This window comes from Micromonospora avicenniae (genome assembly GCF_900156065.1).
Taxonomy (GTDB): domain Bacteria; phylum Actinomycetota; class Actinomycetes; order Mycobacteriales; family Micromonosporaceae; genus Micromonospora; species Micromonospora avicenniae.
The window spans coordinates 85262-111386 of record NZ_FTNF01000012.1; the positions used below are offsets into that span (position 1 = coordinate 85262).

The 26125-nt window shown below is 73.1% G+C and carries 26 protein-coding genes; 14 read left to right on the forward strand and 12 right to left on the reverse strand.

Annotated elements, in window-relative coordinates; genetic code table 11:
- Nucleotides 1-191 precede the first annotated feature (191 nt).
- Together BXA10_RS19120 and BXA10_RS19125 are read right to left on the reverse strand one after the other, a co-directional pair.
- On the reverse strand, nucleotides 192-563 hold the full coding sequence (locus BXA10_RS19120) for a DUF4180 domain-containing protein (RefSeq protein ID WP_076471771.1): 372 nt from the start codon (nucleotides 561-563) through the stop codon (nucleotides 192-194).
- A complete protein-coding gene (locus tag BXA10_RS19125; protein ID WP_245828312.1) occupies nucleotides 556-1011 on the reverse strand; it encodes a helix-turn-helix domain-containing protein in 456 nt (151 codons plus the stop codon). The genes BXA10_RS19120 and BXA10_RS19125 overlap by 8 nt, the downstream gene beginning before the upstream one ends.
- Before the next feature lie 99 nt (nucleotides 1012-1110).
- On the opposite strand from BXA10_RS19125, the gene BXA10_RS19130 reads away from it, so the two are divergent.
- The 3 genes from BXA10_RS19130 to BXA10_RS19140 all read left to right on the forward strand — a co-directional run bounded on the left by BXA10_RS19130 (nucleotide 1111) and on the right by BXA10_RS19140 (nucleotide 4086).
- Nucleotides 1111-1881, forward strand: a complete 771-nt coding sequence (locus BXA10_RS19130) for a glycerophosphodiester phosphodiesterase family protein (RefSeq protein ID WP_076471773.1) — start codon at nucleotides 1111-1113, stop codon at nucleotides 1879-1881.
- Nucleotides 1882-1898: 17 nt separating this feature from the next.
- Nucleotides 1899-3293 carry an MFS transporter gene (locus BXA10_RS19135; protein ID WP_076471774.1) on the forward strand — a complete coding sequence of 465 codons (1395 nt, stop codon included), beginning with the start codon at nucleotides 1899-1901 and terminating at the stop codon, nucleotides 3291-3293.
- A gap of 73 nt (nucleotides 3294-3366) precedes the next feature.
- Nucleotides 3367-4086 (forward strand): thymidine kinase, encoded by a 720-nt coding sequence (locus BXA10_RS19140; RefSeq protein WP_076471775.1) that lies wholly within the window; start codon nucleotides 3367-3369, stop codon nucleotides 4084-4086.
- A gap of 33 nt (nucleotides 4087-4119) precedes the next feature.
- On the opposite strand, the gene BXA10_RS19145 is transcribed toward BXA10_RS19140, so the two are convergent.
- Nucleotides 4120-4578 carry an Rv0361 family membrane protein gene (locus BXA10_RS19145; RefSeq protein WP_076471776.1) on the reverse strand — a complete coding sequence of 153 codons (459 nt, stop codon included), beginning with the start codon at nucleotides 4576-4578 and terminating at the stop codon, nucleotides 4120-4122.
- 113 nt (nucleotides 4579-4691) lie between these two features.
- On the opposite strand from BXA10_RS19145, the gene BXA10_RS19150 reads away from it, so the two are divergent.
- Nucleotides 4692-6395: an acyl-CoA dehydrogenase family protein gene (locus tag BXA10_RS19150; protein WP_076471777.1), complete on the forward strand. Its 1704-nt coding sequence runs from the start codon at nucleotides 4692-4694 to the stop codon at nucleotides 6393-6395.
- 96 nt (nucleotides 6396-6491) lie between these two features.
- Here BXA10_RS19150 and BXA10_RS19155 read toward each other — a convergent pair whose 3' ends face one another.
- Both BXA10_RS19155 and BXA10_RS19160 read right to left on the reverse strand, forming a co-directional pair.
- Complete coding sequence (locus BXA10_RS19155) at nucleotides 6492-7139, reverse strand: response regulator (RefSeq protein ID WP_076471778.1); 648 nt, start codon at nucleotides 7137-7139, stop codon at nucleotides 6492-6494.
- Nucleotides 7136-8092 carry a HAMP domain-containing sensor histidine kinase gene (locus tag BXA10_RS19160; RefSeq protein ID WP_076471779.1) on the reverse strand — a complete coding sequence of 319 codons (957 nt, stop codon included), beginning with the start codon at nucleotides 8090-8092 and terminating at the stop codon, nucleotides 7136-7138. Before BXA10_RS19160 ends, BXA10_RS19155 begins: the two co-directional genes overlap by 4 nt.
- A 585-nt stretch (nucleotides 8093-8677) precedes the next feature.
- On the opposite strand from BXA10_RS19160, the gene BXA10_RS19165 reads away from it, so the two are divergent.
- The 4 genes from BXA10_RS19165 to BXA10_RS19180 are packed head-to-tail and all read left to right on the forward strand — an operon-like array spanning nucleotide 8678 to nucleotide 12437.
- On the forward strand, nucleotides 8678-9970 hold the full coding sequence (locus tag BXA10_RS19165; RefSeq protein WP_076471780.1) for an ArsB/NhaD family transporter: 1293 nt from the start codon (nucleotides 8678-8680) through the stop codon (nucleotides 9968-9970).
- Between the two features lie 28 nt (nucleotides 9971-9998).
- The gene (locus BXA10_RS19170) at nucleotides 9999-11525 is read left to right on the forward strand and encodes a potassium/proton antiporter (protein ID WP_076471781.1); all 1527 of its coding nucleotides are present in this window, start codon (nucleotides 9999-10001) and stop codon (nucleotides 11523-11525) included.
- Nucleotides 11525-12010 carry a cation:proton antiporter regulatory subunit gene (locus tag BXA10_RS19175; RefSeq protein ID WP_076471782.1) on the forward strand — a complete coding sequence of 162 codons (486 nt, stop codon included), beginning with the start codon at nucleotides 11525-11527 and terminating at the stop codon, nucleotides 12008-12010. Before BXA10_RS19170 ends, BXA10_RS19175 begins: the two co-directional genes overlap by 1 nt.
- A 55-nt stretch (nucleotides 12011-12065) precedes the next feature.
- Entirely contained in the window at nucleotides 12066-12437 is a 372-nt protein-coding gene (locus tag BXA10_RS19180; protein ID WP_076471783.1) for a VOC family protein, read from the forward strand.
- Between the two features lie 58 nt (nucleotides 12438-12495).
- Here BXA10_RS19180 and BXA10_RS19185 read toward each other — a convergent pair whose 3' ends face one another.
- Nucleotides 12496-13494, reverse strand: coding sequence for a tyrosine-type recombinase/integrase (locus BXA10_RS19185; protein WP_076471784.1), 999 nt, complete (start codon nucleotides 13492-13494; stop codon nucleotides 12496-12498).
- 84 nt (nucleotides 13495-13578) lie between these two features.
- Here BXA10_RS19185 and BXA10_RS19190 point away from each other — a divergent pair, with 84 nt between their 5' ends.
- On the forward strand, nucleotides 13579-14562 hold the full coding sequence (locus BXA10_RS19190; RefSeq protein ID WP_076471785.1) for a helix-turn-helix transcriptional regulator: 984 nt from the start codon (nucleotides 13579-13581) through the stop codon (nucleotides 14560-14562).
- Nucleotides 14563-14640: 78 nt separating this feature from the next.
- On the opposite strand, the gene BXA10_RS19195 is transcribed toward BXA10_RS19190, so the two are convergent.
- Nucleotides 14641-15531: a dihydrodipicolinate synthase family protein gene (locus tag BXA10_RS19195; RefSeq protein WP_076471786.1), complete on the reverse strand. Its 891-nt coding sequence runs from the start codon at nucleotides 15529-15531 to the stop codon at nucleotides 14641-14643.
- A gap of 70 nt (nucleotides 15532-15601) precedes the next feature.
- Between BXA10_RS19195 and BXA10_RS19200 the strand changes: the two genes are divergently transcribed.
- Nucleotides 15602-16540, forward strand: coding sequence for a LysR family transcriptional regulator (locus BXA10_RS19200; protein ID WP_076471787.1), 939 nt, complete (start codon nucleotides 15602-15604; stop codon nucleotides 16538-16540).
- A gap of 124 nt (nucleotides 16541-16664) precedes the next feature.
- On the opposite strand, the gene BXA10_RS19205 is transcribed toward BXA10_RS19200, so the two are convergent.
- Genes BXA10_RS19205 through BXA10_RS19220 form a run of 4 tightly spaced genes read right to left on the reverse strand, consistent with a single transcriptional unit; the run spans nucleotide 16665 to nucleotide 18813 of the window.
- Nucleotides 16665-17090, reverse strand: a complete 426-nt coding sequence (locus BXA10_RS19205; protein ID WP_076471788.1) for an Hsp20/alpha crystallin family protein — start codon at nucleotides 17088-17090, stop codon at nucleotides 16665-16667.
- 50 nt (nucleotides 17091-17140) lie between these two features.
- Nucleotides 17141-17683, reverse strand: coding sequence for a GNAT family N-acetyltransferase (locus tag BXA10_RS19210; protein WP_245828313.1), 543 nt, complete (start codon nucleotides 17681-17683; stop codon nucleotides 17141-17143).
- Nucleotides 17684-17743: 60 nt separating this feature from the next.
- Entirely contained in the window at nucleotides 17744-18259 is a 516-nt protein-coding gene (locus BXA10_RS19215; protein ID WP_076471789.1) for a DUF2087 domain-containing protein, read from the reverse strand.
- Between the two features lie 56 nt (nucleotides 18260-18315).
- The gene (locus BXA10_RS19220; RefSeq protein ID WP_076471790.1) at nucleotides 18316-18813 is read right to left on the reverse strand and encodes a MarR family winged helix-turn-helix transcriptional regulator; all 498 of its coding nucleotides are present in this window, start codon (nucleotides 18811-18813) and stop codon (nucleotides 18316-18318) included.
- A 68-nt stretch (nucleotides 18814-18881) separates the two neighbouring features.
- On the opposite strand from BXA10_RS19220, the gene BXA10_RS19225 reads away from it, so the two are divergent.
- From BXA10_RS19225 to BXA10_RS19235, 3 genes are all read left to right on the forward strand, one after another.
- Nucleotides 18882-20114: an MFS transporter gene (locus BXA10_RS19225; protein WP_076471881.1), complete on the forward strand. Its 1233-nt coding sequence runs from the start codon at nucleotides 18882-18884 to the stop codon at nucleotides 20112-20114.
- 81 nt (nucleotides 20115-20195) lie between these two features.
- Entirely contained in the window at nucleotides 20196-21752 is a 1557-nt protein-coding gene (locus BXA10_RS19230; protein WP_425436090.1) for a glycosyltransferase family 39 protein, read from the forward strand.
- Nucleotides 21753-21978: 226 nt separating this feature from the next.
- Nucleotides 21979-23151 carry a low temperature requirement protein A gene (locus BXA10_RS19235; protein ID WP_076471791.1) on the forward strand — a complete coding sequence of 391 codons (1173 nt, stop codon included), beginning with the start codon at nucleotides 21979-21981 and terminating at the stop codon, nucleotides 23149-23151.
- Nucleotides 23152-23181: 30 nt separating this feature from the next.
- Here the strand turns inward: BXA10_RS19235 and BXA10_RS19240 are convergent, their stop codons facing one another.
- Nucleotides 23182-24210 carry an aldo/keto reductase gene (locus tag BXA10_RS19240; RefSeq protein WP_076471792.1) on the reverse strand — a complete coding sequence of 343 codons (1029 nt, stop codon included), beginning with the start codon at nucleotides 24208-24210 and terminating at the stop codon, nucleotides 23182-23184.
- A gap of 249 nt (nucleotides 24211-24459) precedes the next feature.
- Between BXA10_RS19240 and BXA10_RS19245 the strand changes: the two genes are divergently transcribed.
- Nucleotides 24460-25923, forward strand: coding sequence for a hypothetical protein (locus BXA10_RS19245; protein WP_139338049.1), 1464 nt, complete (start codon nucleotides 24460-24462; stop codon nucleotides 25921-25923).
- Nucleotides 25924-26125 lie beyond the last annotated feature (202 nt).

Consider the following 26125-nt stretch of genomic DNA (forward strand, 5'->3'; position numbering starts at 1 on the left):
CGGAAGGGGCCCCACGGTGGCGAACCTGGTCTAACAGCGGGTCTCGACCGACCAGCAGTCCACCGCCCGGCAGGACCTCGCCCTGGCCGAGGCCGGGACCGAGGACCCGGTCGTCTTCGAGGAGGACCCGGGCACCTCCAGCCGCCTCCACCCGCTCCAGCGCCCGCTGCCAGCCTGCGGGCGATCCGGGATCAGGCCGTGCCGGCCAGCCGGGCGTCGAGCGCGGTCAGATCCGGCAGGAACCAGACGTGGTCGTGCCGGTTGGACTCGGCCACCAGGGCGCGCAGCGCCCCGCTGGCCGCGAGATGGGCGGAGATGTCACCGACGACCACCAGCCGCAACCGGTAGTTGACGAACTTCTGCATGATCTCCCCCGCGAAGCGGGTGCCCAGGGAGAAGAAGCTCGGGTCGAGCCGGCCGGCGGGCAGCGCGACCACCTCGGCCCCGCCGAAGGACGCGTTCCCGATCAGGTCGAGAGCCGCCTCGGTGGTGGCCAGCGGCGGCCCGGCCGGGTCGCAGACCAGTACCGGCACGCCGGCCCGCTCCTGCAGGACGTCAGACATCGCCGGCCACCTTCCCCGCGAGCAGGCCGTTGTCGCGCAGCACGCTGTCGATCAGGTGCAGCAGGTCGGCGGTGGCGGCGGCGTCGCCCAGGATCACGATCTTCATGCGGTGGCGCTCCTCGTCGTGAACGGTCTGCACGCGCAGCGGGCGCGTCTGGTCGTGATTGGTGTTGGCGCTGGCCAGCACGAGCGTGGCGAGCCGGTCGGCCGCGGCCCGGTCGACGCCGTCGACCTGCAGGATGCTCGACACCTCCAGCGCCGGCGCCGCGGAGAGTGGACCCGGCGCGGGTCGCCCGGTCAGCGCGTCGAGGTCGGCGCGGGCGATGCGGTACTGCTTGCCGATCCGCACCGCGCGCAACCGGCCGGCGCGGATGTAGCCGCGCACGGTGCGCACGTGCAGCCCCAACAGCTCCGCCACCTGCTCAACCGAGTACATGTCGTTACTCATCGCACCCTATCCTAGGCAGATTAGGGAGCGATAGGGAAGTTCGTGGCCAGTACGTCAGCTGGTCACCCGGACGCCACCCGCGCCCGGCATACTTCCGGCGTGCAACCGCGTCGTCACCCCTACCTGGACGCCCCCGCCCCCCTGGCGTTCGCCCACCGCGGCGGCGCGGCCGACGGCGACGAGAACACCGCGGAAGCGTTCGCCCGCGCCATCGCGCTGGGCTACCGGTACGTGGAGACCGACGTGCACGCCACCGCCGACGGGGTGAGCGTCGTCTTCCACGACCCCACGCTTCGCCGCGTCACCGGCGAGCCGGGGCGCATCGCCGACCTGCGCTGGGCCGACCTCGCCTCGGTACGCGTCGGCGGCGCCGCAGTCGTGCCCCGCCTGGACGAGGTGCTCGGCGCCTGGCCACAGGTCCGGTTCAACATCGACGTCAAGGCCGACGGCGGCGTCGTGCCGGCCGTCGACACGGTCACCCGGACCGGGGCCGGCGACCGGGTACTGCTCGCCTCGTTCAGTGACGCCCGACTGACCCGGCTGCGCGCCCTGGCCGGCCCGAAGGTCGCCACCAGCCTCGGCATGCGCGGGGTGGCCCGACTGCGGATGGCCTCGCTGCACGGACGGCCGCTGCGGCTGCCCCCGTCCGTGGTGGCGGCCCAGGTCCCCGTCCGGTACGGCCGCATCCCCGTGACCGACCGGCGGTTCCTCGCGTACTGCCACCGGCTCGGGCTGCAGATGCACGTCTGGACCATCGATGAACCCACCGAGATGCACGGCTTACTTGATCTTGGTGTTGATGGCATCATGACCGATCACGTCGGCGTGCTGCGCGACGTCTACCGCAGCCGCGGCCACTGGGCCGCCTGACCAGGCGAGAGGACCCGATGGCCGAGACCGTGACCCCCACGGCGCGCGACGTCCCACCTCCGGCGAGCACCCGGCGTGAGCGCACCGGCTGGTACGTCTACGACTGGGCGAACTCGGCCTTCCAGACCACTGTCATCACGGTCTTCCTCGGGCCGTTCCTGACCACCGTCACCGAACTGGCCGCCGGCTGCGAGCTCGGCGCGGACACCTGCGACGGCTACGTCCACCCGTTCGGCATCCGCGTCGCCGCCGGCTCGTACTACCCGTACCTCATCTCCCTGTCGGTGCTCCTCACCGTGTTCGTGCTGCCGGTGATGGGTGCCATCGCCGACCGGTCGATGCACAAGAAGCGCCTGCTCGCCGGCGCGGCCTTCACCGGCGCCGGCGCGACGGTCGCGATGGCCTTCGTCACCGGCGACCGGTACCTGCTCGGCGGAGCGCTCTTCCTGATCGCGAACATCAGTTTCGGCGCCGCGCTCGTGGTCTACAACTCCTTCCTGCCGCAGCTCGGCGGCCCCGACGAACGCGACGGCATCTCCAGCCGCGGCTGGGCGCTGGGCTACCTCGGTGGCGGTCTGCTCCTGGCGCTCAACCTGGTCGCGGTCACGATGTTCAGCGAGGACGGCAATCCGCAACGCAGCCTGGACCTGGCCCGCTGGTCGATCGTCTCGGCCGGCGTGTGGTGGGCCGTGTTCACGCTGGTGCCGCTGCGCTGGCTGCGTGAACACCCCACCGCCGCGGCTCTGGCGGCCCAGCGCGGCAACGTGCTCACCGACGGTTTCCGGCAGCTCGGCCGCACCCTGCGGGAGATCAAGGCGTACCCGCTGACACTGTTCTTCCTGCTCGCGTTCCTGGTCTACAACGACGGCATCCAGACCGTCATCACCCTGGCCAGCCAGTACGGCACCGAGGAGCTGCGGCTGGAGCAGGACACCCTGATCGTCACCATCCTGCTGGTGCAGTTCCTCGCCTTCGGCGGGGCGCTGCTGCTCGGCATGCTCGCCCGGCGCATCGGCGCGTGGGAGACCATCCTGCTCAGCCTGGTGCTCTGGACCGGTGTGATAGTCGCCGCGTTCCGGCTGCCCGCCGAGGCGCCGCTGCCGTTCATGATCCTCGGCGGCGCGATCGGTCTGGTCCTCGGCGGCAGCCAGGCGCTGAGCCGGTCACTGTTCAGCCAGCTCATCCCCGCCGGCAGGGAAGGCGAGTACTACGGCTTCTACGAGATCAGCGACAAGGGCACCAGCTGGCTCGGGCCACTCGCGTTCGGCCTGGTCTTCCAGCTCACCTCCTCGTACCGGGTGGGGCTGGTCTCACTGCTGATCTTCTTCGTGGTCGGGTTCCTGCTGCTGCTCGCCGTACCGATCCGCCGGGCCATCGTGGCCGCCGGGAACCCGCCGCCGCGGGTCCTGTAGCGCACGGCGGACCGGGACGCACCATGATCGCCCGCCCGGATGGGCTCCGGTCGATGGGTTAGGCTGCCCGACCGTGACTGACGACGCCGCCGCCGCCGCACCCACCTGCCTGGCCCGCCCCCTCGGTGCGCCGGACGACTTCCCCGCCGGGTGCGCGGCGGCGCGCGGCATGAACGGCCGCCCGCTGCACGCGGCCGCGCTCAAGTTCTTCTGGGGACCTATGGACTGCGGCAAATCCACCATGGCCCTGCAGATGAACTACAACCACGCCCGGCAGGGCCGTCGCGGCCTGGTCACCACCCGCATCGACCGGTCCATGGGAGCGCAGGTCACCACCCGTATCGGTCTGGCGCACTCCGCCATCGAGGTCACCGACGATCTCGACCTGCGCGCCCTGGTGCGCGGCCGGTGGGACGAAGGCGTCCGCGTCGACTACCTCATCTGCGACGAGGCCAGCTTCTACACCGTCGAGCACGTCGAGCAGATGGCCGAACTGGTCGACAGCTACGACGTCGACGTGTACGCGTTCGGCCTCGCCACCGACTTCCGCTCCAGCATGTTCCCCGCCGCCCAGCGGCTGTTCGAACTCGCCGACGAGGTGGCCCGCATCCAGGTCGAGGTGCTCTGCTGGTGCGGCCGCGAAGGACTGCTCAACGCCCGGGTGGTCGACGGGCGGGTGGCCCGCGAAGGCGCCCAGGTCGTCATCGGTGACACCGTGGAGAGCGCCGAGGTGCGGTACCAGGTGCTGTGCCGGCGGCACTACCGCAGCGGAGACCTCGGCCCGCGAGGCTGACCGGCTCCGGCACCCCGGTCGGCGAGCGCGCCGCTAGAGCGGGTCACCGCAGACCCGCCAGCCACCGTCCTCCTGCACCACGGGCAGCTCCCGTTGCTCGGTCACACCGCTGGCACGGGTCAGCTGGACGACCACCGTGCCCAGCGGGCGACCGCCGCGGGTGGTGACCGACACGTCGACGATCTCGTAGTCACGGACCTCCGGCGGGGTACGCACCCAGCTCTCGAAGCCACCCTCGCTCCACTTCTTACGTGCCTCGGCGCAGAGCCGGTCGTACGCGCGGCCGGTGTCGCCGAGCACCACCTGCCGCAGGAACTCGTCGGCGGTCTCCCGCACCGGAGTCGCGGCCTGGGTGACCACCTGGAGGTTGCGCACGCCGAGGCCGGTAACGCCGATGCAGCACAGGGCGACGCCGACACCGGCGAACACCAACCCCACACGCATCGGGCGGTGCCGCCGGGCCGGCCTGTTCCACGGCTGCCCAGCGCCCACGCCACGACGGTAAAGAACCAGGACGGGTCCGCGTGCGGCATTCGGCTCTGTCGCCGGTGACGCTGCATCGTCTACCGTCGGGCCCACACCCCCCGCCAGTGCCAGGAGCGCGCATGACCCGCTACGTGCAGCCGGTACCCGCCCCCGACGACCCGTACGCCGGCGACGCGCTGCTGCGTTCCTGGCTGGAGCGGCAGCTCGGCGCCGAGGGGCACGCCACTGCAAAAGACCGCCTCGCCGACCTGGCCGCCGACGTCGCCGGGCCGCTGCGGGCGGCGTACGCCGACGCCGAGGCGCATCCGCCCACGCTGGTCCGCTACGACCCGTGGGGGGCACGGATCGACCGGATCGACACCTCGCCCGGCTGGCAGGCGCAACGCGCGGCGGCCGCCCGGCACGCCGTGGTGGCCCTGCCGTACCTGGAGTCGGCGCGCAGCACCTGGGGCGCCGCCGCCCGGGTCGTCCAGCATGCCCTGCTGCACCTGTACGGGCCGGAGTCGGCCACCTTCTCCTGCCCGGTCGCCATGGCCGACGGCGCGGCGGCGCTGCTCAGCCTCCCGGAGGTCGACCCGGCGATCCGGGACGCCTGGCTGCCCCGGCTGCTCTGCACCGACCCGGACACGGCGATCACCAGCGGCCAGTGGATGACCGAGTCGCAGGGCGGCTCCGACCTGGGACGCTCCAGCACCATCGGCCGGCCCGCTGCCGACGGCTCGTGGCGGCTGACCGGGGAGAAGTGGTTCTGCTCGGCCGCCGACTCGGCGATGGCGGTGGCGTTGGCCCGGCCGGAGGGGGCCGGGCGGGGCAGCCGGGTGCTCGCCCCGTTCCTGGTGCCCCGCTACGCCGTCGACTCGCCGCTGGCCGGTGGTGCCGCACCGCTAGCGCCGGCGCCGGGTGTCATCGTGCACCGGCTCAAGGACAAGCTGGGTACGCGGGCGCTGCCGACCGCCGAGATCGGGCTGCGGGACGCGTACGCGCTGCCGTTGGGTGATCCGGCCCAGCCCGGCCTCGTCCGGGCGATGACCCTGGTCGTGGTGACCCGGGTACACAACGCGGCAGCCGCGGCCGGCGGGATGCGCCGTGGGCTGGCCTACGCGCGGGCGTACGCCTCGGCGCGGCACGTGGCCGGCGGAGCGCTGTCGGCGTCCCCGCTGCACCGGGCCACCCTCGGCGCGCTCGCGGTCGACGCGGCCGGCGCGTTCGCCCTCGCCGGGCACGCCTTCGCGCTGCTGGGGCGGGTCGAGGTGGGCGCCGACCCGGCCGCCGCTGCCGAGCTGCGCATCGTGGCGCCGCTGGCGAAGCTGGCCACCGGGCGGCTCGCGGTCAGCTCCGCGAGCGAGTACGTGGAGAGCTTCGGCGGATCCGGCTACGTGGAGGACACCGGCGTGCCCCGGCTGCTGCGCGACGCGCAGGTGCTGCCCATCTGGGAGGGCACCACGAACGTGCTCGCCCTGGACGTGCTGCGCGCGGTCACCCGCGAGGACGCCGGGCCGCCGCTGCTGCGCCGCCTCGACGCCGCCGCCGACCTGGCCCGGCCGCTCTCGCCGGCACTGGCCGACACGCTCGCCGCCGTCACCGCCGAACTGCGCGAGCGTCTCGCCGAGGTCGCCGTCGACCCGCAGGGTGTCGCGGTCGTCGCCGGGGCCCGCGGTCTGGCGCTGCGCCTGGCGCACGCGCTCACCACCGCGCTGCTCGTGGAGCACGCGGCCTGGGGTGACGAACAGGCGGAGCTGGCCGCACGGCTGTGGGCCCGCCGATGGCTGCGGCACGAGGAGATCGCCGCCGACGCGCACCACCACCTGGAACTGCTCTGCTGACCCGGGCCGTCGGGCGGCCCACGCGGCAGCGCCCGTGGCATCCGAGCGTCCGGGACCGACGGACCGTGATCGGCCCGGGCGCGGCGTCTGAACCGGTCACGGCTCGATCAGACCGGCCCGGATGGCGTAGCGGGTCAGTTCGAGCCGGTCGCGCAGGCCGAGCTTCTGCAACAGGTTCGCCCGGTGCCGCTCCACCGTCTTGACGCTGATGAACAGCAGCCGGGCGATCTCCTTGGACGAGTGGCCCTCGGCGACCAGCTTGAGGATCTCCTCCTCGCGTTCGGTGATCGCGCGGGCCGGCGGATCCGTGCCCTGGGCGCTGCGCTCCAGGTAGTTGCGGATCAACGCGTTGACCGCGCCGGGGTAGAGGAACGGCTCGTCGCGCATGGCTGCCCGGCAGGCCTCCACGAGGTCCCGGTCGGCGACGGACTTGAGCACGTACCCGTTCGCGCCGGCCTTGAGCGCCTCGAAGAAGTACTGCTCGTTGTCGTACATGGTCAGGATCAGGATGCGCAGGTCAGGCTGTCGCCGGGCCAGTTCCCGGGCGGCCTGCAGACCCGTCATCCGGGGCATGGCGATGTCGAGGATGACCAGGTCGGGGCGCTCGGAGGCGGCCATGCCGAGCGCCTCCGCACCATCGCCTGCCTCGGCCACCACGGTCAGGTCGGGTTCGCTGTCGAGGATGAGCCGTACGCCGCGGCGGACCAGGGCGTGGTCGTCGGCGAGCAGGATGCGGGTGGTCACGGCCGGCCGCCCGCCTCGCCGACCGGTACGGTCAGCCGCACCTCGGTGCCTCCGCCGAGTGCCGGGCCGACACCGAGGTGCGCGCCGATCAGCAGGGCGCGTTCCCGCATCCCGCGGATACCGGACCCCTCGGGCGCGCCGCCGATGCCCCGCCCGTCGTCGCGTACGTGCAGCCGGACGAACCCGCCACGGTGCTCGAGGTTCACTCCGACGGCGGTGGCCTTGCCGTGCCGGACGGTGTTGGTGAGCGCCTCCTGGGCGACCCGGTAGATCACCAGTTCCGCCTCGCGGCCGAGGACGGGCAGGTCCGCCGCCAGGTGCTGCTCCACGGTCAGGTCGGTGTGCCCGGTGACCTCGCTGGTGAGCGCCTTGAGGGCGCTGACCAGGCCTAGCTCCTCCAGCACCCCGGGGCGCAGCCGGCGGGCGATGCGGCGGATCTCGTCGAGGCTGTCGCGGGTGGTCTCCTGCACCCCGGCGAGCTGTGCACGGATCGGCTCCGGAGCGTGCCGGGCGACCTGCTTGAGTTCGAGCAGCATCGCGGTCAGCGTCTGACCGACCTCGTCGTGCAGCTCCTGGGAGACGCGGCGGCGCTCGGCCTCCTGAGCGGAGAGCGCGGCGGCGGCGCTGGCGGCACGCTCCGCCTCCAACCGGTCGATCATGGCGTTGAACGCGCGGATCAGTTCGGCCGTGCCGCCGGACCCGACGGCGACCAGGCGTGGTTCGGGCTGCAGCAGGTCGATGGTGGTCATGGCTCGGGCCAGCCTCCGGAGCGGCGCCAGACCGATCCGGAGCAGCGCCGCGTTGGCGATCAGCATCGCGGCGAGTCCGACGGTGAGGACGATCGCCTCGGTGAGCAGCACCGGGGTGGAGACGGTGACCGGGCCGAGCAACAGCAGTGTCGCGGTGATCAGCACGGCGGCGTTGAGCAGGAAGATCCGCCAGAACAGCGACACCGGTGAGCCTCCTTCCCGGTCCGGCCGTCGGCTGCCGGCCGGGCCACGCTCGCGGTCCGTGACCATTCTGGCCAGCCTGGCCGGTGCCGGGTGCCGGTGTAAATGCGTGCTCGCACCCATTCGCCGGTCGTGACGCCGCGGATCTCCCCGTCACGCAGCGCGCCACCGGGCGGCGGACCCGACGCGGCAGCCGCCGGGGGGCGGTGCCGGGCGCGCGACGGGCACGGCCAGCATGCCACGGCCCGCCGGGGCGGGCGACGCCCGTCCTCGGGCCCGGTGTGCCGGCGGCTCCCGCGGATCTGCGGGTCACCACTGGCGGCAAATGGGTGTCGGACCCGATGTCGGGCGGCGGCCCGGCCGGATGAACTTCTACCAGGAGGCCGGGTGTGACATCCGGTCTGTCATTCCGCCGCCACCCTGACGCCCTCCCCGGTGGTCCCGAGCCTGCCGGGGAGGGCCCTGGCGGTCGACTCCACCGGAGGTCCCCGTGATCGCAGCACCGAAACGACAGGTACCGGCGGCACGACCGCCCGCGGCCGCCCGGACGCGCCCGGGCGCCGAGCATGCCCCGCCGGGCGGGCGCCCGTGAGTGCCTGGCCCGCCATCGCCGCCACCGTGATCTTCGCGGTGGCGTTCATGTTCATCGCCACCGAGAAGTTCAACCGGGTCGCGGTGGTGCTGGGAGCCGCTGGCCTGATGGCGCTGCTCGGTCTGGTGCCGGGCTCCGAGGTGTTCTACGCCCACCACGCCGGCATCGACTGGGACGTCATCTCCCTGCTCCTCGGCATGATGATCATCGTCGGGGTGATCAAGCAGACCGGCGTGTTCGAGTTCCTCGCGATCTGGGCGGCCCAGCGCTCGCAGGGCCGGCCCTACCGCCTGATGGTCCTGCTCGTGGTGATCACCGGGCTCGCCTCGCCCTTCCTCGACAACGTCACCACGGTCATGCTGGTCGCGCCGATCACCATCTCGGTGTGTCGTCGGCTCGGCATCGCGGCCGCCCCGTACCTGATCGCCGAGGTGCTGGCGTCGAACATCGCGGGCGCCGCCACCCTCATCGGCGATCCGCCGAACATCATCATCGGCAGCCGCGCCGGGCTGAGCTTCAACGACTTCCTGGTGCACATGGCCCCGGTCGCCGCGCTCATGTTCCTGGCGTTCGTCCTGCTGGCGCGGGTGATGTTCCGCCGGTCGTTTCAGTACCACCCGGAGCGGTTCGCGGCCGTACGGGAGATGGACGCCCGCGCCGCGATCACCGACCCGGCGATGCTCACCCGCAGCCTGTTCGTGCTCACGCTGGTGATGGTCGGCTTCGGCCTGCACACCGTGACCGGGGTCGACGTGGCGATCGTCGCTCTGGTCGGCGCGGGCGCGATGGTGCTGGTGACTCGCGCCGACACCGCGAAGTACCTGGCCGAGGTCGAGTGGCCGACCCTGGTCTTCTTCCTCGGCCTCTTCGTGATGGTCGCCGGCCTCACCGAGACCGGGGTCATCGGGCAGGTCGGGCAGTGGGCGACCAGCGCCGTCGGCGACAGCTGGTTCGCCGGCGCGACCAGCCTCATCTTCGGCTCGGCGGTGCTCGGCGCGTTCTTCGACAACATTCCGTACACGGCGACGATGGCGCCGATCGTGGAGAACATCGCGGCCCAGGCGGACCCGCAGACCGGGCAGGCACTCTGGTGGTCCTTCGCCCTCGGCGCCGACCTGAGCGGCAACGGCACCGCGGTCGCGGCCAGCGCGAACATCGTCGTGCTGGGCCTCGCCGCCCGCGCCGGCCAACCGATCAGCTTCTGGCAGTTCACCCGGTACGGCATCGTCACCACGGTGCTGACCACGCTGATCGCCTGGGGATACGTGTGGCTGCGCTACTTCACCTGACCCCGCGCACGGCGGAAGGGGGGCCGAGGTGACGCTTACCGAGCTGTACCTGATGCTGGCCGTCGGCACCGGCGTCGTCCTGATCAGCGTCACCGCGGCCCGCCTCGCCACCCGGCTGGGCATGCCGGTGCTGCTGGCCTACCTCGGGGTGGGTCTGCTGCTCGGGCAGGACGGGCTCGGCCTGCCCTTCGACGATGCCGCCCTGGCCCAGGCGCTGGGCCTCGCCGCGCTCGCGGTGATCCTGGTGGAGGGTGGCCTGACCACCGCAGTGAAGGATGTGCGGCCGGTGTTGGCTCCGGCGACCGTGCTGGCCACGCTCGGCGTGCTGGTCAGTGTGGCGGTCACCGCGGCCGCGGCGTATCTGCTGCTGGACGTGGGTTGGCAGACCGCGCTGCTGCTCGGCGCGATCGTCTCCTCCACCGACGCCGCGGCGGTCTTCGCGGTGCTGCGGGCGGTGCCGCTGCCCAAGCGGCTGACCAGCCTCGTCGAGGCCGAGTCCGGTCTCAACGACGCGCCGACGTTCATCCTGGTGCTCACGTTCAGTGCGGTCGGTCTGGACGCGATCGAGCCGCTGCCGTTGCTCGTCGCGATGCTCTTCCAACTCGCCGCCGGTGGGGTGATCGGCCTGGCCATCGGCGCGGCCGCGGTGTGGCTGCTGCGTCGCCTCACCCTGCCCACCTCCGGGTTGTACCCCATCGCGATCGTGGGCTGCGGGGTGCTCGCCTACGCCGTCGCCGGGTTGACCCAGACCAGCGGTTTCCTCGCTGCCTACCTGGCCGGTCTCGTGCTCGGCAACGCGGGCCTGCCGCACCGGCGGGCCACCCGGTCGGTCGCCGAAGGGCTCGGCTGGATCGCGCAGATCGGCCTGTTCGTCATGCTCGGGCTGCTGGTCACCCCGAGCGACCTGCCCTCGAGCGTGGTGCCGGCGCTGGTGGTCGGCACAGCCCTGCTGCTCGTCGCCCGGCCGGCCTCGGTGCTGGTGTCGCTGCTGCCGTTCCGGTTGCCGCTGCGCGAGCAGGTCTTCCTGTCCTGGGCGGGGTTGCGCGGCGCCGTGCCGATCGTGCTGGCCACCATTCCGGTCGTCGCCGGCGCGCCCGGCAGCGAACAGGTGTTCAACATCGTGTTCCTGCTCGTCGTCGTGTTCACCGTCATCCAGGCGCCGGCGCTGCCCTGGCTGGCACGGCGGATGCGGCTCACCCCACCCGCCGTCGGCCCCGACCTGCAGGTCGAACTGGCGCCGCTGGACGCGATGGACGCCGACCTGATCCACGTCACCGTCGAGCCCGACTCCCGTTTGCAGGGCGTGTACCTGCCGGAGCTGCGGCTGCCCCCGCCGGCCGCGACGACCCTCGTGGTACGCGGCCCGGACACGTTCGTGCCCGACGAGCACACGCGGTTGCGTGTCGGCGACCAGCTCGTCGTCCTCACCACCCCGCGAGTGCGGGAGGCCACCGAGCGGCGGTTGCGCGCCGTCGCTCGTGGCGGCCGGCTGGCCGGCTGGTTCGGCGAAACGGGTGATCCCGAGCGGTCCGCCCCGACAGTCAGGAGGCGATAGTGCAGATCGAGCGCGTGATGCTGCCCGGTATCGGCGTCGGTTACACCCTGCGCACGGTGCAGGGGCGGTGCGTCGGTGTCGTGTGTCACCGCGGCGGTCGCCGCGATCTCGTCCTCTACGCGTCCGGCGACCCGGACACCGTGGAGCGGTCGCTCGCGCTCACCGCCGCCGAGTCGCGGGAGCTCGGAGAGCTGCTGCATCCCGTGGCCACCATCGAGCACGTGCCCGACCTGGAACGCGGCGCCGGTTCGCTGACGGTGGCCGCCGTCCCGGTCACCGCCGCGTCGCCGCACGTCGGCCACTCCCTCGGCGAGGTCGTCGCGGGCGTACGCGCCGTCACCGTGGTCGCGGTGCTCTCCGGCGGAAGTACGACCACCGCGCCTGGGCCGGATCACCGCATCACCCACGGTGACGCCCTGGTCGTGGCGGGCACCTCGGAGGGCGTCGCCGCGCTGAGCCGCCGGCTGACTCCGGAAGAGCCGTGATCCCTGCCGTAGGTACCTGACACGAGATGTCAGGTACCTACGGCAGGCTGCCGGCATGACAGTGAAAGCCGACCTCGCCATGGTCAACCTCGACAGTTCCGACCCCGTCGCGCACGCCGCCTTCTACCACCAGGTTCTCGGTTGGGAGGTCACCCACAGCCAAGCCGAGTACGCCATGATCAGTGGCGGCGGCACGGCGATCGGCTTCGGGCTGGTCGAGAACTACCAGGCTCCGGCCTGGCCGGACACCACCGGCGGCAAGCGCTACCACCTCGACGTCTACGTCGACGACCTGGCGCAGGCCGAGAAGGAGTTCGTGGCCGCGGGCGCCACCAGGCCGCAGTTCCAGCCCGGCGACGGGCGGTGGGTGGTGCTCATCGACCCCATCGGACAGCCGTTCTGTATCTGCCCCCGACCGCAGAGCTGACCGTCCGGAGGCCCTTCCGCTGCGGCGCGGTGAGGGCCGCCCGATCCCGCCCGACGGCTCAGCCGCGCCGGCGGGACCGGGCGGCCCAGATGACGTACGCGGGGTCGCGGTCGAGGTTGTGCCGGTCCCGGTCGTAGCGGCGGGTGGTGCGGGGATCCGCATGCCCCATCGCGTCCTGTACGTCCTCGAGCGGCACCCCCTCGGCGCGGGCGGTGGTGGCGAACGCGTGCCGCAGCGAATGCGGGGAGAGTTTCGCCCACGCCGGGATGCCGGCCGCCCGGGCCAGCCGGCGTACCAACCGGAACACCGCGTGCCGGTCCAGCCGGCTGCCGGTCGCGGTGACCAGCAGCGGCCCGGTCAGCTCGCTCACCGGCACGCCGGCCGCGGCGGCGCGCTGCGCCAGATAGTCGTCCACCGCGTACGCGGTGCCGGGGGTCAACGCCCGGCGGCGCTGCCGGCCGCCCTTGCCGGTGAACCGCACGCTCCGGTGTCCCCGCTCCGCGCCGAGGTCTGTGACGTCGAGCGAGACCAGCTCCCCCACCCGCAGTCCGAGGTCGGCCAGCAGGGCGAGGGCGGCACGGTTACGGGCCGCCGTCGGGCCGGTCTCCGTCTCCGCCGCTGTCAGCAGCGCGTCGACCTCTTCCGGGGTCAGCCCGACCGTCGCCGAGTGGTCCCGGTCGATGCGGGGACGGTCCGCGCCGGCCACCGGGTTGGCATCGACCGCGCGCAGCCTGGCCAGGAAGTCGTACCAGCTGGACAGGGCGGAGAGCTTGCGCGCCACACTGGCCGGGGTCAGCGGCCGACCGGTACGCGCGTTGCGAGTGCTCTCCAGGTCGCGGGCGTACTCGTTGACCTGAAGAAAGCTCGCGCGCAGCGGGTTCACGTCGCGCTGGGCGCACCAGGCGAGCCAGCCGGCGATGTCCCGCCGGTAGGCGTCGCGGGTGTGTGCCGACAGTCGACGGTTGTGCAGCCAGGCCTCGGTGAACTCCGTGGGGCCGGCGGGTAGGGCGGGGCCGGCCGACGGTCGGGCCAGTGCCGGGGCCTCGGGGAGAACCATGTGAAAAAGGTTCTCAGATTCGGGTGGGTGAGCCGGTGAGGCGCGCCCGACGAGATCAATCGGCTCGCCGGATATCGTCGGGCGGTGCGTGCGAGTCGCCTGGTGTCCCTGCTGCTGTTCCTGCAGACCCGGGGTCGGATGACGGCGCAGGAACTCGCCGCCGCGCTCGAGGTGTCGGTGCGGACCGTCTACCGGGACGTGGAGGCGCTCGGCGCGTCCGGAGTGCCGGTCTACGCCGAGCGCGGACCGGCCGGCGGCTACCGGCTGCTGGACGGCTACCGCACCCGGCTCACCGGGATGACCCCGGCCGAGGTGGAAGCCCTCTTCCTGGCGGGCGTACCCGGTCCCGCGGCCGAGTTGGGCCTCGGCTCGGAACTGGCCGCCGCGGAGCTCAAGGTGCGGGCCGCGTTGCCGGCCGAACTGGCCGACCGGGGCGGGCGGATCCGCCAACGCTTCCACCTGGACGCGCCGAGCTGGTTCCGCGATCCGGAGCCCACCCCGCACCTGCCCGCGCTCGCCGAGGCGGTCTGGTCGGACCGTCGGGTCCGGGTGCGCTACCGCCGGTGGCGGGCACCGCGAGAGGTGACCCGTGTCCTCGACCCGCTCGGGCTGGTACTCAAGGCCGGCCGGTGGTATCTGGTCGCCGCCGTCGACGGTGAGGTGCGCACCTACCGGGTCGGGGCGATCCTGGACCTGGTCGCGCTCGACGACCCGGCCGACCGGCCGGACGGCTTCGACCTGGCTCGCTGCTGGCGGGAGCACGCCGACCGCTACGAGCAGGGCGTCTACCGGGCGCAGGCGCGGATCCGGATGACGGTGGCGGCGCTGGAGCAGATGCCGTTCGTCTTCCCACCGGCGATGAGCCGGGCGGCCCGGGCGGCGGCCGGCGAGCCGGACGCCGACGGCTGGCTGCTCACCACGGTCCCGATCGAGTCGGTCAAGCACGGCCACATCGAGCTGCTCAAGCTCGGCGCCGAGGTGGAGGTGCTCGACCCGCCGGAGCTGCGGGAACGGTTCACCGACACCGCACACCGACTCGCCGCGCTCTATCCGGTGCGCCAGGACTGACGGCCGCCGCACCGGATGCGGTAGCCCGCCGACGCGGATCGGTCGAGCGCTGGCCGGCGGGTACGGAGCGTGCGGGGGTCAGCGCATCGCGACGGCGGACGCGCCGGACACCGCGGCCAGCCGCTCCACTGCCGCGTGGACGATCTCGTCGTCGGGTGGCACCAGGGGTAGCCGTACCGTGGGGGCCGGGATCCGACCCTGAGCGTGCAGGACGGCCTTGACGACGGTGGGGTTCGGCGCGGCGAAGAGGGCGGCCGACAGCTCGGCCAGCCGGTGGCCAAGCTCGCGAGCCTGGTTCGTGTCCCCCCGGCGCCAGGCGTCTGCCAGTTCGACGAAGCCGGCCGTGGCCAGGTGCGCGGAGGCCAGGACTGCGCCGTGCGCGCCGAGCGCCAGCAGCGGGGATATCACGGTGTCGTCGCCGCCGAGCACCGCGAAACCGGCGGGCGGGTCGGCCAGCAGCCCTACGGTGTCGGCCTCGATCGCGCCGACGGCCAGCTTGACGCCGATGACTCCGGGCAGCGCGGCGAGTCGACGGAGCGTCTCCGGGGAGAGTTGCTGCCCGGTGCGGTACGGGACGTGGTAGACGACCAGCGGAACCGGACTGGCTGCCGCCAGCGCCGCGAAGTGGGCGACGACGCCGGGCTCGCCGGGACGGACGAACGGCGGCACCAGACTGAGCGCGGCGGTCACCTCGCGTCGTGCGCCAAGCGCGGTCACCGCCGTCGGTGTGCTGGCACCCACCAGTAGCGGGGCGTCCCGCTCCCGGCAGACGCGAGCGAGCAGGTCGACCACCGCCTCCTGCTCCTCCTGGTCGAGGGAGCCCGGCTCGGCGGTGGTGCCGAGTGCGACCAGGCCGGCCGCGCCGGCATCCAGCACCTCGTGCGCCAACCCCTCCAGCGCGGGACGGGCCACCGCCCCGGCGGCGTCGAACGGGGTGATCAGCGGTACGTACACACCGGAAAGCATCACGGAATCAGCGTCCGACACTGCGACCGTAAGGTCCAGTTCGCTTTTCTTAGCCGAACCGTAAGCTGAACTGATGCTCGACGTCCGCCGGCTTCGCCTGCTCTACGACCTGTCCCGCCTGGGCACCATCGCGGCCGTCGCGCAGGCGCACACCTACACTCCGTCGGCGGTCTCCCAGCAACTGTCCGCGTTGGAACGGGAAGCCGGTGTGGCACTGCTGGAGCGCAACGGCCGGCGGGTCACCCTCACTCCCGCCGGTCGGGTGCTGGTCGTGCACGCCGAAACGGTTCTCGCGGCACTGGAACAGGCCACGGCCGCGCTCGTCGCGGTGGCCACGGGCCTGACCGGGCCACTGCGCATCGGCGCCTTTCCCACCGCCGTCCGGACGCTGCTACCCGCGACCCTGGTCGCGCTGGGGCGGCATCCGGGGCTGGAGCTGACCGTCACCGAACTGGACCCGGTGGCGGTGCCCGACGCGCTGCGGGAGCGGCGCCTCGACGTCGGGCTGCTGCACGACTACGACGTCGTGCCGGTCGAGCCCGATCCGGCGCTGGACACGATGCCGTTGCTGGACGAGACGGTTTTCCTCGCCATTCCGGAAGCAGGTCCGCCCACCGCGCTCGCCGCCGACGAACTATCGGCCGACGCCGGATCGCCGGCCGACGGCAGCGCACTGGGCGCGGTGCGGGACGCGGCGTGGATCGTGGCGACGCCTGGCACGCTCTGCCACACGGTCACGTTGCAGGTCTGCCGCGCGGCCGGCTTCACACCTCGAGTCCGGCACCGGGCCGACGATTTCACCGCCGTGCTCGCCCTGGTCGCGGCCGGTCAGGGCGTCTCCCTCGTACCACAGCTCGCCGCCGCGCAGCCGCCCGACGGGGTCCGGCTGGTTCCGTTGCCGACGCGCCGCCGGACCCGGATCGCGTACCGGCGGGGCGCGGCGGCCCACCCGGCGGTGGCCGCGTTCGTCAACGCGATCCGTGCCGCCACCGACGAGTTCCTGACCCGCTGACCTGCGCGGTACGTCCCGGCACGTTCGCAAGGCTGGCCGGGCTCGCCCCTGCTCCAAGCGGAGCCTCGCCGGCACTTGCAGCGGCGGGACGGCCACACCGGCCGTCCCGCCGAACGCGTCGTGGTCAGGCGTTGATCTGCTTGCGGCCGTTGCCGTTCGAGACCACGGGTACCCGCCGCGGCTTCGCGCGCTCCGCCACCGGAATCCGGAGCGTGAGCACGCCATTCTCGTAGCCCGCCTCCAGGTTGTCGGCGTCGAGGGTGTCGCTGAGGAAGAGCTGCCGGGTGAAGACGCCCATGGGCCGCTCGGCGGCCACGAGTTCGACCTTGTCGTCGGTGGGCCGGCGCCGCTCGGCGCGTACGGTCAGCACGTTGCGCTCGACCGTGCAGTCGATGCTCTCCGGCTCGACGCCGGGCAGGTCGAACGCCGCGTAGAAGAAGTCGCCGTCGCGGTAGGCGTCCATGTGCATCACGGCCGGGCGGGCGGTGGTGCCGAGGAACTGCTCGGCGAGTCGGTCGATCTCACGAAACGGGTCGGTCCGCATCAACATGGTCGCTCCTCGGTTCTCCGGTCCAAGGGTTCAGGTTGAGTCCGGGTGACTCAACTTCCTGTTCTTTGATAGCGCGGTCCGTCCACATCGTCAACCGCTGTGGGCAGCAACTTCTCGAACCAGTGCTCGGCGTACCTGTCCTGCGAGTACGCCGGGATCTCCACGTACCCGTGCCGGGCGTAGAGGGCTCGCGCCTCGACCAGGTCGCTGCGGGTGTCCAGGCGGATCCGGTCCGCGCCGGCGTCACGGGCGTACGCCTCGGCCGCCGCGAGCAGCGCCGCGCCGCCGCCGCGCCCGCGCTGTTCGGGGCGTACGTAGACGCGGGTCAGCTCGGCCCAGTCCGGACGGAACCGCAGCCCGGCGCAGCCGGCCGGTCGCCCGTCACAGGCGGCCAGCAGCAGCGCTCCGGTCGGCGCCACCAGGTCACCGCTGGGCGACTCGTCCATCGCGGCCTCGACCTCGCCGGGCCGGAGGGGCCGCCGGTAGTAGCGCTCCACTATCTCCGCGAAGTACTCGCGCAGCAGGGCCGCCGCGTCGGGTTCGTCGGGGTGCAGCGGACGCACCGTCCAGGATGCGTGAATCTCGGTCGTCACGCGCCGATGGTCCCCACCCCGTCAACGGGATTTCTGGCGCGGATCCGTCCGGCCGCCTGCTCAGGACCGACGATAGACGCCCTGCTCCCGGGTGAGCAGCAGCTCGTCCACCAGGTACCGGCGCAGCGTGACATGGTCGGACCCGCCGTCGGCGCACCACGGGCGCAGAGCCTCGTTCACCGCGCTCTCCGGGTACGGGGTGCCCGGCGCGAACGATCGCTGTGCGATGTGTTCCAGGACGATGCGTCGTCGGCTGCGCTGCGCCGGCAGGCCCACCAGCACCCCGTCGCGTACGAACGTCCGCAGCACCGTCTCCTCGGGGCTGGACGCGGGGCGGGTCGGCTGCGGGGTGCGGGCCAGTTCACGCAGTCGCGCCTCGTCGACCGTGAACGCGCCACCGGCCTCGACGACCAGGCCCGCGGCGGTGAGCCGGCGAAGCGCGGTCACCACCTGCCGGGCGGGCAGGCTGGCGCGGTCGGCGATCTGGACCGTGCCGGTCGCGCCCAGCGTGATCGCCGCGAACACGCGTCGGCGTACGTCATCGGCGAGGGCTCCGGCGAGAGCGTGTGCCGTCATGCCGTCACCCTGCCAGTGGCGGTACGCGCCCCGCCACGCGATTTCCGGCGCCCTGGTCAGCCGGCCGGCTGCTCGGCGACGAGCAGGACGCGGCGCAGCAGGTCGGACAGCATCCGCCGCTCGTCGGGGTCGAGCGCGGCGAGCAGCCGTCGTTCCTCGGCGCCCCGGACGTCCAACGCCCCCCGCCAGGCCGCACGCCCGGCGTCGGTGAGCGCCACGTCCACCCGCCGCCGGTCCGTGCGGGACGGGATCCGCTCGACGAAGCCGCGCCGTTCCAGCGAGTCCACCCGCGCGGTGATCGAGGCCGGCGCGACACCGAGGTCCTCCGCGAGCGCGGAGGGAGCGGCCCGTCCCTGGCGACCGGCGAGCGCGTGCAGGGTCTCGTACTCGTGCGCCGGCAGGTCCACATCGGCGAGCGCGCGCTCCTTCACGGTGCGCAGGTGCCGCGTCAGCAGCTGCATCCGCGTGACCGCGCCCTCGATGTCCGGGTCGAGGTCGGGCAGTACGGGTTGCCAGCGCTCCACGTGCCGGTCGGCGCGGTCGGGCATCGTCATGCCACGACGATACTACGGCGACAAAATATTCATTGCCGAAAGGTTCGATGCCGAAGTATCTTGCGTCGGTGACCCACCCTCTGCGCCTGCGCGCCTTCCGGCTGCTGTTCGTCGGCCGCACCATCTCCGCCGTCGGCGACGCCGTGGTCCCCGCCGCGCTCGCCCTCGCCGTGCTCCGCGCCACCGGCTCGACCAGCGCCCTGGCCCTGGTCCTCGCGGCGGCGATGGTCCCCCGGCTGCTCCTGCTCCCCGTCGGCGGCGTCGCGGCCGACCGGTTCGACGCCCGGCGGGTCGCCATCCTCGCCGACCTCGCCCGGTGCGCCTCCCAACTCGTGGTCGGCGTCGAGCTGCTCGGCGGTGATCCGTCGCTGGCCCACATCACCATCGCGTCGGCCGTCGGCGGCACCGCTGCGGCGTTCGCCCTGCCCACCGGGTCGCCGCTGGTCGCCGGCACCGTCGACGCGGCACACCGGCAACGGGCCAACGCCCTGCTCGGCGCGACCGCCAACGCCAGCCGGCTCGCCGGCCCGGCACTCGCCGGTGCCCTCATCTGGGCCGCCGGCCCAGGCTGGGCGTTCGTCCTCGACGCCGCCTCCTTCGCGGTCAGCGCCACCCTGCTCTCGGTCATCGCGGTACGGCACGTGCCGCAGCCCGAGCGGCGGTCGCTGACCGCCGATCTGCTGCACGGCTGGCGCGAAGTCCGCTCCCGGACCTGGTTCTGGACCAGCCTGCTCGGGCACGGGACCTGGAACGGCGCGGCAGCGGTGCTGACCACCCTCGGTCCGGCCGTCGCCATCGACCGCCTCGGTGGCGAAGGTGTCTGGCTGCTGATGCTCCAGGCCGGCGCGGTCGGCATGCTCACCGGATCCCTGGTCGCCGGCCGGCTCCGCCCTCGCCGTCCCGTGCTGATGGCCAACCTCGCCCTGGCCAGCTACGCCGCGCCGCTGATCCTGCTCGCCGTCGCCGCGCCGGCACCCGCCGTCATCGTCGCGTACGGGATCGCGCTGGCCGCCCTCGGCTACCTCAACCCGGTGTGGGAGACCGTGGTCCAGAGCGCCTTCCCCCCGCACGTGCTGGCCCGCGTCACCTCGTACGACTGGCTGGTGTCACTCGGCGCGATGCCGCTCGGCTACGCCCTCGCACCGCTGGCCGCCCGCGCCTGGGGTGAACCGGTGCCGCTGGCTGTCGCCGGTGTGCTGGTCCTCGCCGCCTGCGCCGGCACCGCGCTGGTACCCGGCGTGCGCCGGCTGAGCTGGCCCGCGCCGACCCCACCGGCACCGGCTCCCGTCCCCGCATCATGATCCACGACGCCGGCCCGTGGCCGATCCGTTACCACACACGCCGAAGTCGGGACCCCGCTCGGCGGCGCGGACCGCCATGATATGGACGTGGCCGAATCCGTCACCGAGCTGGGCCGCTCACGCGGCGACGACCCAGCCACGGCCGGCGGCCCACCCGCCCCCGGTCCCCGCGCCCGCGGGCCGTGGCTGATCGCCGCAGCGGTGACCGCCCTGTTGCTGCTGCTCGCCAACCGCTATGGCTACCACCGCGACGAGCTCTACTTCCTGCTGTGCGGACGGCACCTCGACTGGGGATACGTCGACCAGGGCCCGCTGGTGCCCGCCCTCGCCCGGCTGGTCGACACGCTCGCGCCGGGCAACCTGGTGGCGCTACGCACTCCGTCCGCGCTGATCGGGGGCGGCTGCGTCCTGATCGTCGCCGCGATCACCCGCGAACTCGGCGCCGGGCGGGGCGCCCAGACGTTCGCGGCGTTCCTCGCCGGCACCTCCGGCCTGGTCTTCGCCAGCGGGCACCTGCTCAGCACCACCACCGTCGACATGCTCGTCTGGCTGGTCGTGGCGTTGTTCGCCGCCCGGATGCTGCGCGCCGGCGACTCTCGCTGGGCAATCGCCATCGGGCTGGCCCTCGGCGTCGGCATGCTCAACAAGCTGCTGCCCGCGCTGCTCGCCGTCGGGCTCGTCGCCGCAGTGGCCATCGCCGGCCCACGTCGGCTGCTGCGCGACCGCTGGGTGCTCGCCGCCGCCGGCGTCGCCGTGCTGCTCGCCGCGCCCACGCTGATCTGGCAGGCCGCGCACGGCTTCCCGCAGCTCTCCGTGGCCGCCGCCATCTCCGACGGCGACAGCTCCTACAGCGGGCGGGTCGACGCCTTCACACTCCAGTTCGTCATCATCAGCCCGTACGCCGTGCCGATCTGGATCGCCGGGCTCGTCGCCCTGCTGCGTCGACCGGCGTGGCGGGCGTACCGGGCGCTGGCCTGGGCCTGGCTGGTGGTGGTCGCCGTCGTGCTGCTCGCCGGCGGCAAGGGCTACTACGACGCGCCGTTGCTGCTGGTGCTCGCCGCCGCCGGGGCCGTGCTCACCGTCGCCTGGGCCGGCCGCGGCGCGACCACGCTGAAGCGCGGGCTACTGATCGTCGGCGCGCTGCTGTTCGTCGCCCCCAACGGGGTGCTGCTGCTGCCCACCCTGCCCGCCGACCGGCTGCCCGGCTTCGTGACGGCCGTGAACTACGACGCCGGCGAGACGATCGGCTGGCCGGAGTTCGCCGACTCCGTCGCCGCCGTGCACGGGGCACTGCCCGATTCGCAGCGACAGCGGGCCGTCATCCTCACCGCGAACTACGGCGAGGCCGGCGCGGTCGCCCGCTACGGCCCGTCCCGCGGACTGCCGGCGGCCTACTCCGGCCACAACAGCCTGGCCGACTTCGGCCAGCCGCCCGCCGATGCCGACGTGGTGATCGCCGTCGGCTGGGAACGCCCCGACCAACTGCGCGCCTGGCTCGCCGACGTCACGCTCGCCGGCCGGGTCGACCAGCGCGTCGAGGTCGACAACGACGAGAACGGCGGCCCCATCTGGCTCTGCACCGGGCTGCGGCGACCGTGGGCGGAGATCTGGCGGACCGACGTACGCCACGCCGGCTGACCGCGCGCCGTCGCGCACCCGGCGGCCCCACGGCACGCCGCCAGGCCTGCGGCGGCAAGCCCGGACACGCCGTGCTCGTCGGGGAATCGTCGAACCGGGGACGGCCCCGTCCAACTGCGTCGATAATTCGTGTCGAGGTGCGGCCGTACGGCGGCGGGTCGCCCGGTGGCCGAGCACGGCACCCGCTGGGCTCCGCGATCCGGGCGCGACGGGGCAGGAGGCCGGGATGACGACCGGAGACGGCGCCAGCCTGGTGCGCCGCCCGGACGCGTCGAACCGCGCCACCCTGCTGGAGCTGCTCTTCGACGTGGTCTTCGTGGCCGCCATCGCGCTCGTCTCGATGATCACCGCCCAGAACGGATCCTGGACCGACACCGGACACACGCTGCTGCTGTTCATGGCGATCTGGTGGACGTGGTCGATCACCTCGGTCACCACCGACTTCTACGACCCGGAGCAGCGCCCCATCCAAGTCGTGATCATGGTGACCGCGCTCGGGGCCGTGGGGACGGCCGCCACACTGCCGAGAGCCGCCGAAGCGCACTCGCTGATCTTCGCCGTCGCGTACGTGGCGCCACACGTGCTCCGCGGCGTCATCCTGGTCAGCGCCTTGCACCGGCACCGGCACAAGGCCCAGGAGCGCGCCGCCCGGTTCCTCTTCTGGTTCGCGGTCTCCGCGATCCTCTGGCTCCTCGGGGCGATGCTGCCCGGCAAGCCGCACTGGTGGTTGTGGACCGCCGCCGTGGCCATCGAGTACGTGTCGACCGCAGTGCGCTTCCCGACGCCATGGCTGGGCCGGGTGCCGGTCGACCAGTACGAGAAGGTGACCGAGCACCTGGGCGAGCGGTACCAGCAGTTCGTCATCCTGGCCCTCGGCGACATCATCCTCGTGCCCACGCTGAAGATCAGCGCCTCGGACTTCGCCGCGCCGCGGTTGGCCGGATTCGTGACGGCCTTCATCACGATGCTGCTGCTCTGGCAGCTCTACGTGTACCGGTCCGGTTCGATCCTCACGCTGACCAAACGCCAACGCGGCCGGGCCGCCCGGCTGGCCCCGTACACCCATCTGGTGATGCTGATCGGCGTGGTCTGCGTCGCCGCCGGCGCCGACCGGGTCATCCACCAGCCGACCGGGGAGACGCCGCTGCGCGAGGTGGTACTCATGCTGGGTGGCCCCGCGTTGTTCCTTCTCGGGCGGGCCATCTTCACCTACCGGCTCGATGCGGGCGTGCCGTGGCACCGGCTCGCCTGGCTGCCGGTGCTGGGCGTCATGGTGCCGTGGGCGCCCAGCTGGCCGTCGGTGCTGGTCACCGCCGCGGCGGCGCTGGTGCTGGCCGCCGCGGTGGCCAGCGACATCCTTCGTGATCGGTGGCGGCAGAAGGCTCAGTCCGGAGAATGAGCCTGCTGCCGCCACGGCGATGCCGGTGGCTCAGCCCGTGGGCAGTTCGCGGCCGCGCTGCTGCACGCCCGGCCGGCCGTACGGGTAGTCGCCGACCGGCGGGTCGCTGGCCTCGTCCAACAGGCGGATCTGCTCGGCGTCGAGGGTCAGATCGGCGGCGGTGAGGTTGTCGTCCAACTGTTCGGTGGTCCGCGCTCCGAGGATCACCGACGTGACCGCCGGCCGCGCCGCCAACCAGGCCAGCGCCACGGCCGACATGGAGGCGCCCAGGTCGTCGGCGACCTGCCGCACCGCGTCGAGCACCCGCCAGGTCCGTTCCTGGGCGTTACGGCCCGCGTACGCCTCGACGCCGCGCTCAGGGTTCTCACCGAGACGGGTGGCGCCGGTCGGCGGGGTGTCCCGGCGGTACTTGCCGGACAGCCAGCCGCCACCGAGCGGGGACCACGGCAGGATGCCGATGCCCTCGTTCTCGCAGACCGGCACCAGCTCGAACTCGATCTCCCGAGCCAGCAGGTTGTACTGCGGCTGCAGCGTCACGATCGGCGCGAGGCCGAGATGCTGGGTGAGCAGTGCGGCCTTCTGCAGCTGCCAACCGGTGAAGTTGCTGACCCCGGCGTAACGGATCTTGCCTGCGCTGATCGCATCGTCGAAGAACCGCAGCGTCTCCGGCAGCGGAGTCAGCGGATCCCAGGCGTGGGCCTGGTAGAGGTCGATGGCCTCGATGCCGAGCCGTCGCAGGCTCGCGTCCAGGGCGCGGGTCAGGTGCACCCGGGACAGGCCGGCGTCGTTCGCTCCCGGACCCATCGGGAAGCGCCCCTTGGTGGCGATCACCATCCGGTCGCGCATGCCGGGCCGGGCCTGCAGCCATCGTCCGACGATCTCCTCGGAGACGCCGCGGGAGTACACGTCGGCGGTGTCGATGAAGGTGCCGCCGGCCTCGGCGAACCGGTCGAGCTGGGCGAAGCTGCCCTCCTCGTCGGTCTCCGCGCCGAACGTCATCGTGCCGAGGCAGAGGGTCGACACCACCGTGCCGGTGGCGCCCAGGGTCCGGTAGCGCATGGCCATCCTTCCGGTCGGGGAACAAAGCTGATCTTCGCACCGGCCCTCGCGCGCCCGGGCTGCGGGGGGATCCGGAGCTCGGGCGACACCTGTCGTACGTGCGCGTGCAGCTCCTGCCGGCCCTGGCCGGCAGCTCGGCCCGGCCGCCGGGCCCGAGCAGCCGCGTCGATGCGACCGTGCGGTCCGACGCGGGATACGGCAGAGTGTCGCGCGAGGCGGGGGACACGGCCGAGGCGGGGAGGAGCGACCGTGCAGGGTCCGACCGGGGTGGTCTTTCCCGCTGTCGAGGGCAGGCGCAGCACGACCGCGCTCGGCCGGGCGGTCGTGGTCGACGCGCTGCGCGCCGTCGATCCGGTCGGCGCCCGGTCGGCCGAGCACGAGACGGACTGGCGGCACGGGTACCTCGGCCACTTCCGCCGGCTGCTGGAGGCGAGCCTGCTCTCCCCCGACGCCGCGGTCACCATCGCCCGCGCCGGGCTCGCCTCCCTGCACGCCCGGATGGCGGTGATCGGCGACGACGGCCATGAGATCGGGCTCGACGAGGTCTTCTCGACACCGGGCGGGCACCCGCCGTTGGACACGGCCACCGTCACCGGTGACGGCCCGGTCGAGCGGGAACTCTCGCTGCCGTACCGGGGCCGACGCCTGCGCGGCGACGACCTGCGACGCCGTCTCGACGCGTGGGTAGCCGCCGGCGTCGTCGAACCCTCGTGCGCCGACGCCGTGGGCACGGTGATCGACAACCCCGACTGGCTGGACCTGCGTGACAAGCGGATCGTCGTGCTCGGCGCGGGCGCCGAGATGGGCCCCCTGACCTCCGTGCTGCGGTGGGGCGGCGAGGTGATGGCGGTCGACCTGCCCCGGCCGGAGATCTGGCGACGCCTGCTGAACACCGCCCGCCGCTACGGCGGCCGCCTGCACCTGCCACTGCCCGCCGGCAGCCCCACGGACGACGACCGGACACTTGCCGCGCACGCGGGCGCCGACCTGCTGCACCGCCTGTCGCAGGTGGCCGAGTGGCTGCACCGCGTCGACGGCCCGCTCGTGCTGGGCAACTACGTGTATGCCGACGGGGCCACGAACGTGCGGGTCGCGGTGGCGGTCGACGCGCTCAGCCGACACCTTCGGCAGCGCCGACCCGACACGGCTCTCGCGTTCCTCGCCACCCCCACCGACGTCTTCGCCGTCCCGGCCGACGCGGTGCGCCACGCGGACGAGGCGTACGCCGGCCGTGGCACCGCCCATCGCGCGGTGCGGCTGCTCTCCGCCGGTCGGCTCCTGCGCCGCAACTACGCGCCCGACGCCGACCCGGGCATCAACGACAGCCTGGTGCCGCAGCAGGGACCCAACTACGCGCTGGCCAAGCGGTTGCAGCGGTGGCGGGCCACTGTCGCGCGGGAGGCGGGCGCAACGGTGTCGTTCAACGTCGCGCCGCCCACCCGGACCCGCTCGGTGCTGCGTAACCGGGCGCTCGCGGCCGCGTACGCCGGGGCGCACCGGTTCGGCATCGAGGTGTTCGAACCGGCGACCAGCAACACCCTGATGGCCGCGTTGCTCGTGCACAACCTCCGCAACGGCGTCCCGGCGTCCGCGCATCCGTGGCAGGACGAGGCGTACGCCGCGGCGCATGGCGGGTTGTGGCGAGTGCCGTACGCCCCGCGCAGCGCGCTCGGGCTCGCCGTACTGCTCGGCCTCGGCGGGGCCCGCTCCTGAGTCTGGTGGTACGCGCTGGCCCCAGGTCATATGGTGGCGCCGCTACGGCTACGCCGGGCGGTGATCACGAAGGTGACTCGATTGTGATCAGCACCATCGTGAGGCCGCAGCCGCAGGAGCTGCCGCAGCCGCAGGAGCTACGGTCCCGGACCAAGGTCCGGCAGATACAGGTTTTCGGGGAGAGGGTCTCGTGCCGCACTGA